The organism is Pseudomonadales bacterium (assembly GCA_024234165.1).
GTDB lineage: Bacteria > Pseudomonadota > Gammaproteobacteria > Pseudomonadales > UBA5518 > UBA5518.
This window is the reverse complement of record JACKOP010000002.1, coordinates 203,508-216,627: the sequence shown is the minus strand read 5'-3', so window position 1 is coordinate 216,627 and position 13,120 is coordinate 203,508. Positions and strand designations below refer to the sequence as shown.

The 13,120-nt window shown below is 63.1% G+C and carries 13 protein-coding genes and 1 tRNA gene; 9 read left to right on the top strand and 5 right to left on the bottom strand.

The window, feature by feature from the left end:
• Window positions 1–202 precede the first annotated feature (202 nt).
• Window positions 203–1,084 carry a hypothetical protein gene (locus H7A12_06695; GenBank protein MCP5320501.1) on the top strand — a complete coding sequence of 294 codons (882 nt, stop codon included), beginning with the start codon at window positions 203–205 and terminating at the stop codon, window positions 1,082–1,084.
• A 203-nt stretch (window positions 1,085–1,287) separates the two neighbouring features.
• On the opposite strand, the gene yedF is transcribed toward H7A12_06695, so the two are convergent.
• From yedF to H7A12_06675, 4 genes are all read right to left on the bottom strand, one after another.
• Complete coding sequence (yedF, locus tag H7A12_06690; protein ID MCP5320500.1) at window positions 1,288–1,527, bottom strand: sulfurtransferase-like selenium metabolism protein YedF; 240 nt, start codon at window positions 1,525–1,527, stop codon at window positions 1,288–1,290.
• Complete coding sequence (gene yedE, locus H7A12_06685; protein ID MCP5320499.1) at window positions 1,524–2,720, bottom strand: selenium metabolism membrane protein YedE/FdhT; 1,197 nt, start codon at window positions 2,718–2,720, stop codon at window positions 1,524–1,526. The genes yedF and yedE overlap by 4 nt, the downstream gene beginning before the upstream one ends.
• A 21-nt stretch (window positions 2,721–2,741) precedes the next feature.
• Window positions 2,742–2,832: transfer RNA gene (locus H7A12_06680), tRNA-Ser, on the bottom strand.
• A 58-nt stretch (window positions 2,833–2,890) separates the two neighbouring features.
• A complete protein-coding gene (locus H7A12_06675; GenBank protein MCP5320498.1) occupies window positions 2,891–5,845 on the bottom strand; it encodes an Rne/Rng family ribonuclease in 2,955 nt (984 codons plus the stop codon).
• Window positions 5,846–6,410: 565 nt separating this feature from the next.
• Here H7A12_06675 and rluC point away from each other — a divergent pair.
• Window positions 6,411–7,361, top strand: coding sequence for a 23S rRNA pseudouridine(955/2504/2580) synthase RluC (rluC, locus tag H7A12_06670; GenBank protein ID MCP5320497.1), 951 nt, complete (start codon window positions 6,411–6,413; stop codon window positions 7,359–7,361).
• 35 nt (window positions 7,362–7,396) lie between these two features.
• Window positions 7,397–8,035, top strand: coding sequence for an HAD-IA family hydrolase (locus tag H7A12_06665; GenBank protein ID MCP5320496.1), 639 nt, complete (start codon window positions 7,397–7,399; stop codon window positions 8,033–8,035).
• A 15-nt stretch (window positions 8,036–8,050) separates the two neighbouring features.
• Here the strand turns inward: H7A12_06665 and maf are convergent, their stop codons facing one another.
• Window positions 8,051–8,650, bottom strand: coding sequence for a septum formation protein Maf (gene maf, locus H7A12_06660; protein MCP5320495.1), 600 nt, complete (start codon window positions 8,648–8,650; stop codon window positions 8,051–8,053).
• A 14-nt stretch (window positions 8,651–8,664) separates the two neighbouring features.
• On the opposite strand from maf, the gene H7A12_06655 reads away from it, so the two are divergent.
• From H7A12_06655 to fabF, 6 genes are all read left to right on the top strand, one after another.
• On the top strand, window positions 8,665–9,294 hold the full coding sequence (locus H7A12_06655; protein MCP5320494.1) for a DUF177 domain-containing protein: 630 nt from the start codon (window positions 8,665–8,667) through the stop codon (window positions 9,292–9,294).
• Window positions 9,295–9,374: 80 nt separating this feature from the next.
• Window positions 9,375–9,554, top strand: coding sequence for a 50S ribosomal protein L32 (gene rpmF, locus H7A12_06650; GenBank protein ID MCP5320493.1), 180 nt, complete (start codon window positions 9,375–9,377; stop codon window positions 9,552–9,554).
• A 93-nt stretch (window positions 9,555–9,647) separates the two neighbouring features.
• The gene (gene fabD / locus H7A12_06645) at window positions 9,648–10,595 is read left to right on the top strand and encodes an ACP S-malonyltransferase (protein ID MCP5320492.1); all 948 of its coding nucleotides are present in this window, start codon (window positions 9,648–9,650) and stop codon (window positions 10,593–10,595) included.
• A 19-nt stretch (window positions 10,596–10,614) separates the two neighbouring features.
• Entirely contained in the window at window positions 10,615–11,349 is a 735-nt protein-coding gene (fabG, locus tag H7A12_06640) for a 3-oxoacyl-ACP reductase FabG (GenBank protein MCP5320491.1), read from the top strand.
• Between the two features lie 131 nt (window positions 11,350–11,480).
• Window positions 11,481–11,714, top strand: coding sequence for an acyl carrier protein (acpP, locus tag H7A12_06635; GenBank protein ID MCP5320490.1), 234 nt, complete (start codon window positions 11,481–11,483; stop codon window positions 11,712–11,714).
• A 146-nt stretch (window positions 11,715–11,860) separates the two neighbouring features.
• Entirely contained in the window at window positions 11,861–13,096 is a 1,236-nt protein-coding gene (gene fabF / locus H7A12_06630) for a beta-ketoacyl-ACP synthase II (protein ID MCP5320489.1), read from the top strand.
• The last annotated feature ends 24 nt before the right edge of the window (window positions 13,097–13,120 follow it).

Below are 13,120 nucleotides of genomic sequence, written 5' to 3'. Positions count from 1 at the left end.
CGGCACGCCCAAGTCGTTGAAATCATGGAGTGTGGCTAGCGGCGACCCCGCCAAAACCGGGCACGAAGTGCGGAACTTGGGCAGCTCCGCGCAGCGCCTACGTAACCGCGTCGCCAGTTGGAAGACGCGTGGCTACCGAGTGAGGCTGGTTCTACCCCAAGGAGCGACTGCCAGCCTGGACGAGGAAGCGCTTTACAGACTAATGGCCTTCGCGGTAAACGATATCGTGATTGAGGAGGCAATTCCCGCACAGATGCAGGGTGGCTTCCATCCGGTCATCAGCCTTGCGTCGAACACCGAGCACATGCTGTGGGCGGCGGATGACTCCGACACCGGGACTCCTGGTCGGTACTGGGGTGTATCGGCGGCCGGCGCGATGTTACTTGCGGGGCACGCCGCCCGTCCGAAGCAACCACGTAGCGTCACGATTACAGAATTGCGTCAGGGCATTTCATCGGCGGTCGAACTGGAGCTACGAAGCGAACTGGATGGCCAAGTGTCGGAATTCGGTGCCCGATTCTGGGAGCTTCTGTGCGAGCGCAGCGAACCCGTCAGAACAGCTATTACAGGTTCAGACACGCTCATCAAGGCCACTTACTCGGACCGATATGTACGCAATCCGGTGTCTTGCGCGATATTGGGATCCGTACTGCATGAGCTTTGCTCTCGCGCAACAACTGACTCAGGCACACGCGTATGCGTGTACGGGCAAACTTTCGACAGAACAGGAAAGGTCGCGCACTTACCTAGCAAAGTTTGGCACGACTGGATCAAGAGTGAGGATCGAGACACTGCTCTGGCATCCGCACTGGAGTTCTGCGGCATTAATGCCGTGGTAAAGAGCCACGCATCGCGGCCTCACGGTCGCTACTGTGAACTCGAGTTTTCATCAGGTAGATCGATCCGCATTCGGCTCGACCAGGGGTTCTCGTTCTGGGAAGTCCCTGAAAGCGCAACACGTGCAAGGCGACATTTCTTTGACTTCCGGCTCGACGCGTATCAGCAGGGCAAGGTCATCGCAAAACTATCAATTGATGTATCTGCCCCAAATGATGCTGATACGCAAATATTCGTTAAAACATGAGTGTAACCGTTGTTTTGCCCCTCGCGCCCACAGGGTACACAGGTACAACAAGGTGCTTTGCACCTGCCTTGCAGAGAGAATGCGAGATGGCGACTATGCCGTCGGACATGCCCGACACGGCCCGGTTCGGTCTCTCACAAAACCGGGTCAAGCGGGTCCAGTGGAACTGGGAGGCAAGACAGTGCGGGGTTTCATGCTTGGCGTCATAGCGCTGGCACGCCCAGCACAAAACGGAACAGGGATCCGTGCTGTTCCACTGCCAGGCAGTCATAGCCTCTGGTTTGCACATCCTCGGGGATGCCGTTCAGCGATTGGGCGCAGTCGGTGACAACCTCGAGCACCTGTCCCGGCTGCATCCTGCCCAGAGCATCGAGTGTGGCGATTGCGTTGTACGGGCAATGCTCACCGCGCAGATCGAGAGACAGATCGATTCGTTCCTTCATTGTCCGGCATTCCGCTTCACGACAAAGCGCCGTGCATTCAGTTGCACCAGGATCATGCTCAGCATCAGTCCGAGCAGACTCAGCAACAGGCCGGGGCCGGAGCCGAGGCGCTCCAGCAGATTGATCCTGGGGTATGGCAATGCCAGCAGACCACCCAGTCTGTCCCAGTAGATTGCGAGCAGGGTGCCGCCTGTCACATTGCCGATGCCCACCACCCAGAAGTGCACCTGGCCTTCCATTGCCCGATACATCCAGCCGGTTTCGCAGCCGCCGGCCAGAACGATGCCGATGCCGAACAGCAGCCCACCGAGAATTGCGTTGGGACCCATCCAGAATATCTTTGGCGTGGCGCCCAGCATGATGGCGCCAAAGGTGCCGAGACATGCCACCGTCATGCCCAGCAGGATCCCCTGGGCGATATGGGTACGACCGGTGGTCCACAGATCGCGTGCCGCGCTGGTGAAGCACACCTGGCCGCGTTCGATCACGGCACCAAAGAACAGGCCAAAGAGTGCGGCCATTCCCAGAGGCAGCGAGACGCTGAAGCGCCACGTGGCAAAACCCAAGGCCAGCGCAAATACTCCGATACCAAGAAGATTCTGTCGACGCGCCCGTGACGCCAATGCATCGGCATTGGCGAACAGTTCGCTCGGTTCACTATCAAGGCGCAGCGGTGTACGCAAAAAAGGTAACAGGCAGATCTTGACGCCGAACCACGCGCCGACCACCGTAGCCAGCATGAAGGCCCAGGCGTGCAGCGAAAACATCGGAATGCCGGTGAAAAATGCCGCCAGATTGCAGCCCATGGCGAGACGTGCGCCAAAGCCGGCCATGATGCCACCAACCAGGCCTTGAGCCAGTCGACGCTTGCTGGCTGGCCAGCGCCACCGCACGTTGTTGGCCCATAGCGCAGCAGTCAACGCACCGGCGAACATGCCGATGATCATCACCCCGTCGATTCGATCCATGGGCGTGCCGTTCAGGCCGATCAGTTGAAAATAGCTCCATTGCTGCGGAGCGAAGCCCATCCATGCGGCCATGTGCCCACCCCAGCGGGTGAATTCGCCAGTAACAGCCCAGAAGGTTCCGGTAATGGCAAAGTAGTAGGCGGAGGCAACACCCAACGCCAGCAAGGCCGGGATGGGCGCCCAGAAGCGTACCAGGTACCGGGCGCGGAAGGTGGCGAAGCTCATCGGATGAATTTGAACGTGAATTGGCGGAGGGGGAGGGATTCGAACCCTCGATAGGGTATTAGCCTATGCCGGTTTTCAAGACCGGTGCAATCAACCGCTCTGCCACCCCTCCAGGACGCGCGAAGTATAGCCGCTGCCGGTTCATTTCCGGCAGCGGCTGTTGCTGCGGCTCAGTGCGCCGTGTCGATATCGTGGGCCGGCTCGTCGTGCTCCGTCTTCACATCGAGCGCTGCACTACCCTGCGATTCCGCCACGCGTGATGCGCGCGCAAGACGCGGGTCGTTCGCTGCGCGCGGAGGTGTCTGGCGCGTCGGGCGCGGCAGTGCGACGGGTGGAAAACGCGACGGGTCGATCTGCAGCGTTTCGGTGACGATCTCCACTTCCGTGATCCGCCGCGGCTTGATACGCGGATCGTTGGCCGCGCGACCCACGGGGCGTACGACGACGGTTCGCGTGGCCGCTGGCGTTTTCGGCGGCGTCTCCACCGGTTTCCTGGCTGGTGCGACTTCGGTTGCCGCAGTCGCCACCTCTGCAGGTGCGACATCGGTCTGTGGAGCAGCCTGCGTTGTCGTGCCTCCTGATGCGAGTTCGGGAGGTGTCGGCTCGTCGGCTTCGACCGCCGACGTGGGAGCCGTCAGTGCTTGATCGGCCGTGCTGTCTTCCGCTGATTCTCCTTCCAGCGTGCCGATCAGTTCCATCTGGCCAGGCTGCTGTTCGCCGTCCGTACCGTCGGTCGTGACTGCTTCCGTGGCGACACCGCCGCGTCCGCGACCACGTCCACGGCGGCCACGCGAGCGTCGGGTGCGTTCAGTGTCGGGAGCAGCGTTGCCATCGACTTCGATTGCGTCGGTTGCCTCTGTCGTGGCGGCGTCAACCGGTCGGATTGTCTCGGTCTCGGGTGTCGCAGGGGCTTCGTGGTGTGTCGTGGCTGGCGCACTCTCTGTGGCTACAGCCGTTGTCGCTGCTGCTACGGGTTGCTCGCTCGGAGCGGCTCCGGGTACAGGCGCGCCCGTCGGGAGGTCGCCACGCTGACGCGGGCCACGCTGGCGTGGCTGCTGGCCCGCCGGGCGCCGCTCGGGCGCGTCTTCAGGGCGCTGGGCGGGGCGTTGCTCGCGACGCTGTTCGCTGCGCGGCGGGCGGGCGTCACGGGATTCGGTTTCTTGCTGTGCGCGGGCAGGGCGTTCGCCACGTGTTGATTCACCACGCGCTTCGCGCTCGGTGCCGCTGCGACCGCGTCCGGAACCGCCACGGCGGCGGCGCGAACCGCTGCGCTGCTCGCCCTCGTCGCCGCGCTCACGCGGACCTCGCTCGGGCCTGCTGCCAGCGGACGCTTCCACTGCCGACGGAGCAGGGGCGGGTGACGGTGTCGGTACTGGTTTGGCGCCACCGCCGAACAGCGTGTCGAGCAACGAACGAAGGAAGCCGGGGCGCGCTGGGGCCGGTGCGGGAACGGCTGCTGCAGCGGTCGACTGCGGTGCAGCGGCAGCCGGCTTCGGTTCGGCGACCGGAACGGGTTTTGGTGGTGTGATGGACTGCACTGCGGCGACTGGCGCCTTGACCGGTTCGGCGGTACGCGTGACCAGATCGACCGGAGGCGGTGCTTCCGGTATTGCGAGGAAGCTTGGCTCGTCGCTGTGTGCGAGCGCGTTGTCGTCGCGCAGGCGTTGCACTTCGAAGTGCGGTGTTTCCATGTGCGGGTTCGGGATCACCATCACGTGCAGCCGGTTGCGCTGCTCGATGTCGATGATTGCGCGCCGCTTCTCGTTCAGCAGGTAGGCGGCGATCTCGACCGGGACGATCGTGCGGATCTGCGCACTGCGCTCCTTGCCTGCTTCTTCCTCGACCAGGCGCAGCACCGACAGTGCAAGCGACTTGGTGTCGCGGATCGATCCCTGGCCCGAACAGCGCGGGCAGGTGACCGAACTGGTTTCCTCGAGCGAGGGGCGCAGCCGCTGGCGCGACATCTCCATCAGGCCGAAGCGCGAGATCTTGCCGATCTGCACGCGTGCGCGATCCGGTATCAGTGCCTCGCGCAAGCGGTTCTCCACCTCGCGCTGGTTGCGCGCACTGCTCATGTCGATGAAGTCGATCACGATCAGGCCGCCCATGTCGCGCAGACGCAACTGGCGCGCGATCTCGTCAGCCGCCTGCAGGTTCGTCTGCAGCGCGGTCTCCTCGATGTCCTGCCCCTTGGTTGCCCGCGAGGAGTTGATGTCGATCGACACCAGTGCCTCGGTGGGGTCGATCACGATCGAACCGCCCGAAGGCAGTTTCACTTCGCGCTGGTATGCGGTCTCGATCTGCCCCTCGATCTGGTAACGGTTGAAGAGCGGGATCGGATCCTGGTACTGCTTCACGCGGTTGCGGTAGTTCGGCATCACCAGGTCGATGAACTCGACGGCCTTGTCGAAGGCTTCCTGCGAGTCGATCAGCACTTCGTCGATATCTGCGCGCAGGCAGTCGCGGATCGTGCGGATGACCACGTTGCTTTCCTGGTAGATCAGCAACGGCGCACGTTTTTCGTCGGCTGCGGTGATGATCGCGCGCCACAGATGCAGCAGGTAATCGAGATCCCACTGCAGCTCCTCGGCCGAGCGGCCCACGCCTGCGGTGCGGATGATGATGCCCATCCCGTCGGGCAGTTTCAGTGCGTTCAGGGCATCGCGCAGTTCGCTGCGGTCGTCGCCTTCGATGCGTCGGCTGATGCCGCCAGCGCGCGGATTGTTCGGCATCAGCACCAGGTAGCGACCTGCCAGGCTGATGAACGTGGTGAGTGCAGCACCCTTGTTGCCGCGCTCTTCCTTTTCGACCTGCACCACGACCTCGGTGCCTTCCTTGACCAGATCGCGGATGCGCTGACGCCCCTGGGCATCGTCGCTGCCGTTGTCCTGGAAGTATTCGCGCGCGATTTCCTTGAGCGGCAGGAAGCCGTGACGGTCGGCACCAAACTCGACGAACGCCGCCTCGAGACTCGGCTCGACGCGCGTGATGCGGCCCTTGTAGATGTTGGCCTTCGTCGAGACCCGGTTGCGGTTCTCGATGTCCAGATCGTACAGTCGCTGGCCATCGACCAGTGCGACCCGCAACTCCTCCGGCTGGGTTGCGTTGATGAGCATGCGTTTCATGGTTACCAATGTCCTGTAAGCAGGTTGCTGGGACTTTGGTACCGTCGGTTATCCGATACGGGTTCTATTGCTTGTCGTGAAGAGCGTTCTTGCGTCCTCGAAGTCTGGTTTGCGCGCTTGCAGCAGCGGGTCCCTCGTCCCCGTCTTGCTGCGTCCGTCCCACGACGGCGCAGATGATCTGGCGCCGGGGGATGCGTCTTCAGTCTTGTCCGGTCGGGCGGGCAGGGCGCGATCGCCAGCGGCCCGCACAAAAATCTCGTCAAGCATTCCGTGGTCGAGCCAACGGTACCTTGCGTCTGCCGGTTCCGCTTGCGCGGATTCCGGCGGCAGTACGCGCGCCGTGACGTTCCTGTTTCACTCGTCGGCGCTGCTGTGCTGCGTTTGCTCCGATCCGTATTTCATGCCCCGGGGTCGCGTTACGTGTCGCATCCGCCATGCGGTGTGAAGCGTCGCGAGATACCTGTTCGGGTCAGGCCCCGGATACCGGAGCGGGTCGAAAGCGGAGCGGAGTATAACAATGTCGGATAAGTGCTTCAATTAGCAGCAGAAATGGTAATATTCGAGCATGTATGTGCAGATCGAAGAACGTGCGGCCAAGGTCGAACTGGTCGAGGTCGACCAGGAACACGCAGGGCAAAGGCTCGATAACTTCCTGCTTGCACGATTGAAAGGAGTGCCGCGTTCACGTGTCTACCGCATCGTGCGCAGCGGAGAGGTGCGCGTGAACAGCGCGCGCGCACGTCCTGATCAGCGTCTTGTAGCCGGTGACCGCGTGCGGGTTCCGCCGGTGCGTACCAGCGAGCGTGCTCCCGTGGTTCCGGGCGCCGGTCTGCGACAGACCTTGCATGGGCGCATCCTGTATGAAGACGCAGCGCTGCTTGTGGTCGACAAGCCGAGTGGCCTCGCGGTACATGGCGGCAGCGGGCTGTCGCTGGGTTTGATCGAGGCGCTGCGCGCGATGCGTTCCGACTGCGTTTCGCTCGAACTGGTGCATCGCCTCGATCGTGAGACCTCGGGCTGTGTGATGATCGCACGCAAGCGCTCGATGCTGCGTCATCTGCACGAGGCGCTGCGCGAGGGAACGATCACCAAGACCTACGCCACGCTGGTGGCCGGTCGCTGGCCGAAACGATTGCTGCGTGTCACCGCGGCGCTGGAGAAGAACACGGTGCGCTCCGGTGAGCGTGTGGTGCGTGCAAGCGAGGAGGGCAAGGCTTCCGAGACGCATTTTCGCGTGCTCGAACATTACCGCGATGCCACCTTGCTCGAGGCGCAACCGCTCACCGGTCGTACGCACCAGATCCGGGTGCATGCGCAGGTATCCGGGCATGCGGTTGCCGGAGACGAGAAATACGGTGATCGCGAGTTCAACCGGCGCATGCGCGAGCTGGGACTCAGACGACTGTTCCTGCACGCGAGCGCGATCGACCTGGTGCTCCCGGACGGGCGGCCGCTCAGGGTCAGTGCACCGCTGGATCCCGCGTTGACGGATTTTCTTGAGATGCTGCCACGGTGAAGCGTCTTTATATATTCGATTGGGATGGCACGCTGATGGATTCGGTGAACCGGATCGTGTCGTGCCTGCGCCAGGCTGCTCTCGAACAGGGACTGGACGATCTCGAGGATCGGCATTTCGGCGACGTGATCGGGCTCGGCCTGCCGCAGGCCATCGCACGGCTCTATCCCGGTCTGGACGCTCCACGCGTGGAGCGCTTCCGCACAACGTACGCGGAGCGTTTTCTCGCTGCCGACGGCGAGCCGGCAGTGCTGTTTCCCGGGGCGCGTGTGCTGCTCGATGAACTGCGCGGCCGTGGTCATCAGGTGGCAGTGGCTACCGGCAAGAGCCGGCGCGGGTTGAACCGGATCCTGGACGAGCTGGATCTGGTGCAGTGCTTCGATGCCACGCGTTGCGCTGACGAGACGGCGTCGAAGCCCGACCCGCGAATGCTCGAGGAGATCGTTGCGGAGCTGGACGTGGATCGTGATCGTGCCGTGATGATCGGGGATACCGAATACGACCTCGAGATGGCGGCGCGCGCCGGGATTCGCAGTGTGGGGATCAGCCACGGAGTGCACTCGCGCGAACGGCTGTTGCGTCATGCGCCGGAGTCGATCGTCGACTCGCTGCTCGAGATTCTGGCGTGGGAACCTTCGGTGCGACCGTTGTCCGGCCGACGCGGGGTGCTCTGAGCATTGATATCGGCTTCAGCCGGGAGCCGTGTGGGCAGCGAGTACCGGCATGCCCATGCGGTCGAGGAAATCGACCAGCCGGATCAGCGGCAAGCCCTCGAGTACGGTCGGGTCGTCGAGACGGACGGACTCGAACAGTGCGATGCCGAGGCCCTCTATTTTGAAGCTGCCGGCGCAGTCCAGAGGCTGCTCGCGCTGCACATAATCGCGAACGGCGGCCACATCGAGCCGGCGCAGGTGTACCGTGCAGCTCTCCACGCTCGTCAGTTCACGCCCGCTGGCGGTGTCGAGCACGCAGAGTCCCGTAAGGAACCGGACCTCTCGGGATGAAATGGACAGCAGTTGCTCGCAGGCGCGTTCGACGGTGCCGGGCTTGCCGAGGATGCGTCCGTCGTTGCTGCCGACCTGGTCCGAGGCGATGACCAGCGCGCCCGGATGGCGGGCTGCCACAGCGCGAGCCTTGTCGCGACTCAGTCGCAGCACCAGATTCTTTGCCGTTTCCCCGGGACGCGGGGTTTCGTCGATGGCGGGAGTCACACAGTGGAACTCGAGGCCGAGACGCTGCAGCAGACGCTTGCGGTAGATGGAACTGGAGGCGAGGATCAGTGCGGTCATGGACGTTCGCAGCGGTGAGCGGCAGGGTGCCGAACGTCGCAGAAAAATGCGGTATTTTCAATCATTTATTTTTTGACAGTATTCGAGGGCAACCCTATCATTGCGCGCCTATGTCGATTCCCCGGATTACGCGACATGTCGATTTCCGCAAGCTGGCGGCATCCGGTGCGCATGTCGGCGGAGTGATTCCGCTCGACGAGTTGCAGCGGATCGGTCAGGAGTTGGTGGATCGTGACGGGTTGGTGACGGTCGAACTCGATTTTGGCATCGATGACGAAGGTCACCGCATCATCGAGGGGCACGTCGAAGCAGAGCTGACACTGCAGTGCCAGCGTTGTCTTGGCGCGATGCAGCTTCCGGTGGATACGGAAGTGCAGATGGCGATGGTCTGGAGCGAGAGCGAGATCGCGTCGTTGCCTGAGCGTTTCGACGGCATCGTGGTCGGCGAAGAGCCGGGCGACCTGTTCGATCTGGTGGAAGACGAGCTTTTGCTCGCGTTGCCGTTCGCGCCGCGCCACCCGCAGGGGGAATGCGAGGTGCAAGGGACGGGGATGACAGGTGAGCCGGATGTAACGGAAACCGGCGTGCAGACACGCGAGAATCCGTTCGCCGTGCTTGCGAAATACAAGGAGCGCCCGCACTGAATGGATTTGTGCGACGCTTGGAAAGGTTAACAGAGCCGCCCGTATCGGGGGCGTCATAGCAGAAGCCAAAGGAGTCAATCATGGCAGTTGGTCAGGCACGAACCACCCGTTCCCGTCGCGGCATGCGCCGTGCGCACGATGCGCTGCGTGCTCCGGCGTTGTCGACCGATGCGACCTCCGGTGAAGTCCACCGCCGTCACCACGTGACCGCGGACGGTTTCTACCGCGGCAAGAAGGTCGTGGAAGGCAAGGACGACTGAGGCGCCGCGCTACTCCGCCTTGCGACGGCGAGCATCGGTTACCGGTGCTCGCCGTCTTCTTTTGTGCTTGTGCATGATTGAAAGGAGGCTGTGATGACGGGATCTCTCGCCTGTGTGTTCCCAGGGCAGGGTTCGCAACGCGTCGGGATGCTGGCGGCAATGGCCGGTGTGGAGCGGCTGGTCCGCGACACCTTCGCCGAGGCGTCCGAAGTCCTGGGTTACGATCTGTGGCAACTGGCGCAGACCGGGCCGCAGGAGGAGCTCAACCTCACCGAGCGCACCCAGCCGCTGATCCTTACGGCGAGCGTGGCGCTGTGGCGCGTGTGGTGCGCGCGCGGTGGCCTGCGACCGGCCTTCATGGCAGGTCATAGCCTCGGCGAGTTCAGCGCGCTGGTGTGTGCCGGCTCGCTGGCGTTCACCGATGCAGTGCGTCTGGTGCGCAACCGGGGCGCCTACATGCAGGAAGCGGTGCCGGTCGGGCAGGGTGCGATGGCAGCGGTGCTCGGGCTCGATGATGAGCCGATTGCCGAAGCTTGTGCCGAAGCCGCCGGCGCGGAAGTGGTTGCCGCCGTGAATTTCAACGCGCCTGGGCAGGTAGTGATTGCGGGGCACGCTGCAGCGGTCGAGCGAGCGATCGCGGCGTGCAAGGCACGGGGTGCCAAGCGCGCGCTGCCGCTGCCTGTCAGCGCACCTTTCCATACCAGCCTGATGGTACCTGCGGGCGAGCGGCTCGCACGCGATATGGCGCAAGTGCAGATACTCGTGCCGGAAATTCCGGTAGTGCACAACGTGCACGCGCGCCCTGAAGGCGACAGCGCGACGATTCGCACCCTGCTGGAACGTCAGATCCACAGTCCGGTACAGTGGACGGCCTCGGTGCGCTACATGGCGCAGGCCGGCGTCACGCGGGCGGTCGAGGTAGGGCCGGGCAAGGTCCTGGGCGGGCTTTGCAAGCGCATCGACGCAGCGCTCGAGTGCCTCTATACCGAGGAGCCGCAGGAACTGGAAAAGGCGCTGGCAAGTAATGGCGCAACCGAATGAAGAGGGTGGAGGGCGGATCATGAGCAGGACATGTCTGGTCACCGGAGCCTCTCGCGGGATCGGTGCGGCGATCGCCGAAGCGCTGGGGGTCGCGGGACATACCGTGATCGGAACCGCGACCACGCAAGCCGGAGCCGACGCGATCAGCGAGCGTCTTGCAGCACGGGGAGTCACCGGTAGCGGCATGATGCTCGACGTCGCGGTTCCCGATGCGGCGGAGGCGGTGATTGCCGCGATCAGCGAACGCCATGGTGCGCCACTGGTGCTGGTGAACAACGCCGGCATAACGTGCGACAACATCGTACTGCGCATGAAGGACGAAGAGTGGTCGCGCGTGATCGACACCAACCTCGGTTCGATCTTCCATCTCAGCAAGGCAGTGCTGCGTGCAATGACTAAGGCGCGCTGGGGGCGCATCGTGAACATCAGTTCCGTCGTCGGCTCGATGGGTAACGCAGGGCAGGCGAATTACGCGGCGAGTAAGGCCGGAGTGGAAGGTTTCACGCGGGCGCTTGCTCGCGAAATCGGTTCGCGTGCGGTCACCGTCAACTGCGTGGCACCGGGTTTCATCGACACCGACATGACGCGTGAACTCCCGGAGGCGCAACGTCAGAAGCTTCTGGAGCAGATCCCGGCAGGAAGGCTCGGTGAGGCGCACGAGGTTGCAGCACTGGTCGCGTTCCTCGTATCGGATGCGGCGGGATACATCACGGGCGAGACGATTCACGTCAACGGCGGGATGTACATGTGCTGAAGGAAATCGACCCCTGTCAATGTTGCAACCATTGACGGGATTCAGGGTAGAATCGCGCCGCTGACAGCAATTGCGACGGATTCGTCGCGCACAGCGGCATTCTCAATCACAGACAGGAGCAACAGACCGACATGAGCAGCATCGAAGAACGCGTCAAGAAAATCGTCGCGGAGCAGCTCGGAGTCAAGGAAGACGATATCCAGAATTCCGCTTCCTTCGTGGAGGATCTCGGTGCCGATTCCCTGGATACCGTTGAGCTGGTGATGGCACTCGAAGAGGAATTTGAAACCGAAATTCCCGACGAGGATGCCGAGAACATTACCACGGTGCAGCACGCGATCGACTATATCGAAAGGCATCTCTGATTGAATTCCGCCGCGAGGCTGTCTGGCCCGGGACGGGGTCGCAGCCTCGCAAAGCCTGTCCACCCGACAGGCAGTATTGCAGTTGAGCGGCCGCGCGCAGCCGCGGCCTGTGACGATAACGCGGCTCGCAGACGGAGTTCTGGGTAATGAAACGACGGGTGGTCGTTACTGGTATGGGGGTCGTGACCCCGCTGGGCAACAACGTTGCGACGACCTGGGACGGAATCGTCAACGGTCGCAGCGGTATCGCCCCGATCGATCATTTCGATGTATCCGCATACACCACCCGGTTTGGCGGTTCGATCCGCGGTTTCGACGCGAACACGTTCCTCCCGCCCAAGGACGTGCGCAAGTTCGATGACTTCATTCTCTACGGTCTTGCCGCTGCTGTGCAGGCGATGGACGACTCGGGCCTGAAAGTGGATGAATCGTTCGCGTCGCGCATGGGGGCAGCGATCGGTTCAGGGATCGGTGGTATCGCCTCGATCGAGAAGAGCCACCAGATCGTGCTCGATTCGGGGCCGCGGCGTATCTCGCCGTTCTTCGTGCCGGGTTCGATCACGAACATGATCGCCGGCTGTCTGTCGATTCGCTATGGTTTCAGTGGTCCGAACCTTGCCGTCACCACCGCGTGCACTACCGGTACGCACAATATCGGGCTGGGGGCGCGGCTGATCGCGTGGGGCGAGGCCGACGTGATGCTGGTCGGTGGTGCAGAAATGGCGACCACGCCGGTCGGGCTCGGGGGGTTTGCGGCCGCGCGGGCGTTGTCGACGCGCAATGACGATCCGCAGGCAGCGAGCCGGCCGTGGGATCGCGATCGCGATGGTTTCGTGCTCAGTGACGGCGCCGGGGTACTGGTACTCGAGGAGTACGAGTTCGCGCGCCGGCGCGGGGCGCACATCCACGCGGAGCTTGCCGGCTTTGGCATGAGTGGTGACGCCTATCACATGACGCTGCCACCGGAAGACGGACGCGGCGCGGCAGCGGCGATGCTGAACGCGATCCGCGATGCCGGCATCGAGCCTGGGGCGATCGACTACATCAATGCCCACGGAACCTCGACACCCGCCGGGGACCTCGCCGAGAGTCGGGCCGTCGAGCACGTGCTGGGAGACGCGGCCGCACGCACGGCGATGAGTTCGACCAAGTCGATGATAGGACACCTGCTGGGAGCCGCCGGGGCGGTGGAGGCGGTGTTCAGCATCCTCGCGATTCGTGACGGGGTGGCGCCTCCGACGATCAACCTCGAAAATCCGGATGAAGGCTGTACGTTGAACTACGTTCCCGGTGTCGCCCAGCAGCGCCGTATCGACATCGCCTTGTCGAACTCCTTCGGTTTCGGGGGAACCAACGGTTCGCTCGTTTTCCGCCGCATCTGATTCCTTCCTGCAGGAGGATGTCGT

What these genes read in the sequence shown, in the direction of transcription:
- rpmF (MCP5320493.1), top strand. Translation starts at nt 9,375, where the DNA reads ATGGCAGTTGGTCAGGCACGAACCACCCGTTCCCGTCGCGGCATGCGC.
- fabD (MCP5320492.1), top strand. Translation starts at nt 9,648, where the DNA reads ATGACGGGATCTCTCGCCTGTGTGTTCCCAGGGCAGGGTTCGCAACGC.
- yedE (MCP5320499.1), bottom strand. Translation starts at nt 2,720, where the DNA reads ATGAGCTTCGCCACCTTCCGCGCCCGGTACCTGGTACGCTTCTGGGCG.
- acpP (MCP5320490.1), top strand. Translation starts at nt 11,481, where the DNA reads ATGAGCAGCATCGAAGAACGCGTCAAGAAAATCGTCGCGGAGCAGCTC.
- H7A12_06665 (MCP5320496.1), top strand. Translation starts at nt 7,397, where the DNA reads ATGGATTCGGTGAACCGGATCGTGTCGTGCCTGCGCCAGGCTGCTCTC.
- maf (MCP5320495.1), bottom strand. Translation starts at nt 8,650, where the DNA reads ATGACCGCACTGATCCTCGCCTCCAGTTCCATCTACCGCAAGCGTCTG.
- rluC (MCP5320497.1), top strand. Translation starts at nt 6,411, where the DNA reads ATGTATGTGCAGATCGAAGAACGTGCGGCCAAGGTCGAACTGGTCGAG.
- fabG (MCP5320491.1), top strand. Translation starts at nt 10,615, where the DNA reads ATGAGCAGGACATGTCTGGTCACCGGAGCCTCTCGCGGGATCGGTGCG.
- yedF (MCP5320500.1), bottom strand. Translation starts at nt 1,527, where the DNA reads ATGAAGGAACGAATCGATCTGTCTCTCGATCTGCGCGGTGAGCATTGC.
- H7A12_06695 (MCP5320501.1), top strand. Translation starts at nt 203, where the DNA reads ATGGCCTTCGCGGTAAACGATATCGTGATTGAGGAGGCAATTCCCGCA.
- H7A12_06675 (MCP5320498.1), bottom strand. Translation starts at nt 5,845, where the DNA reads ATGAAACGCATGCTCATCAACGCAACCCAGCCGGAGGAGTTGCGGGTC.
- fabF (MCP5320489.1), top strand. Translation starts at nt 11,861, where the DNA reads ATGAAACGACGGGTGGTCGTTACTGGTATGGGGGTCGTGACCCCGCTG.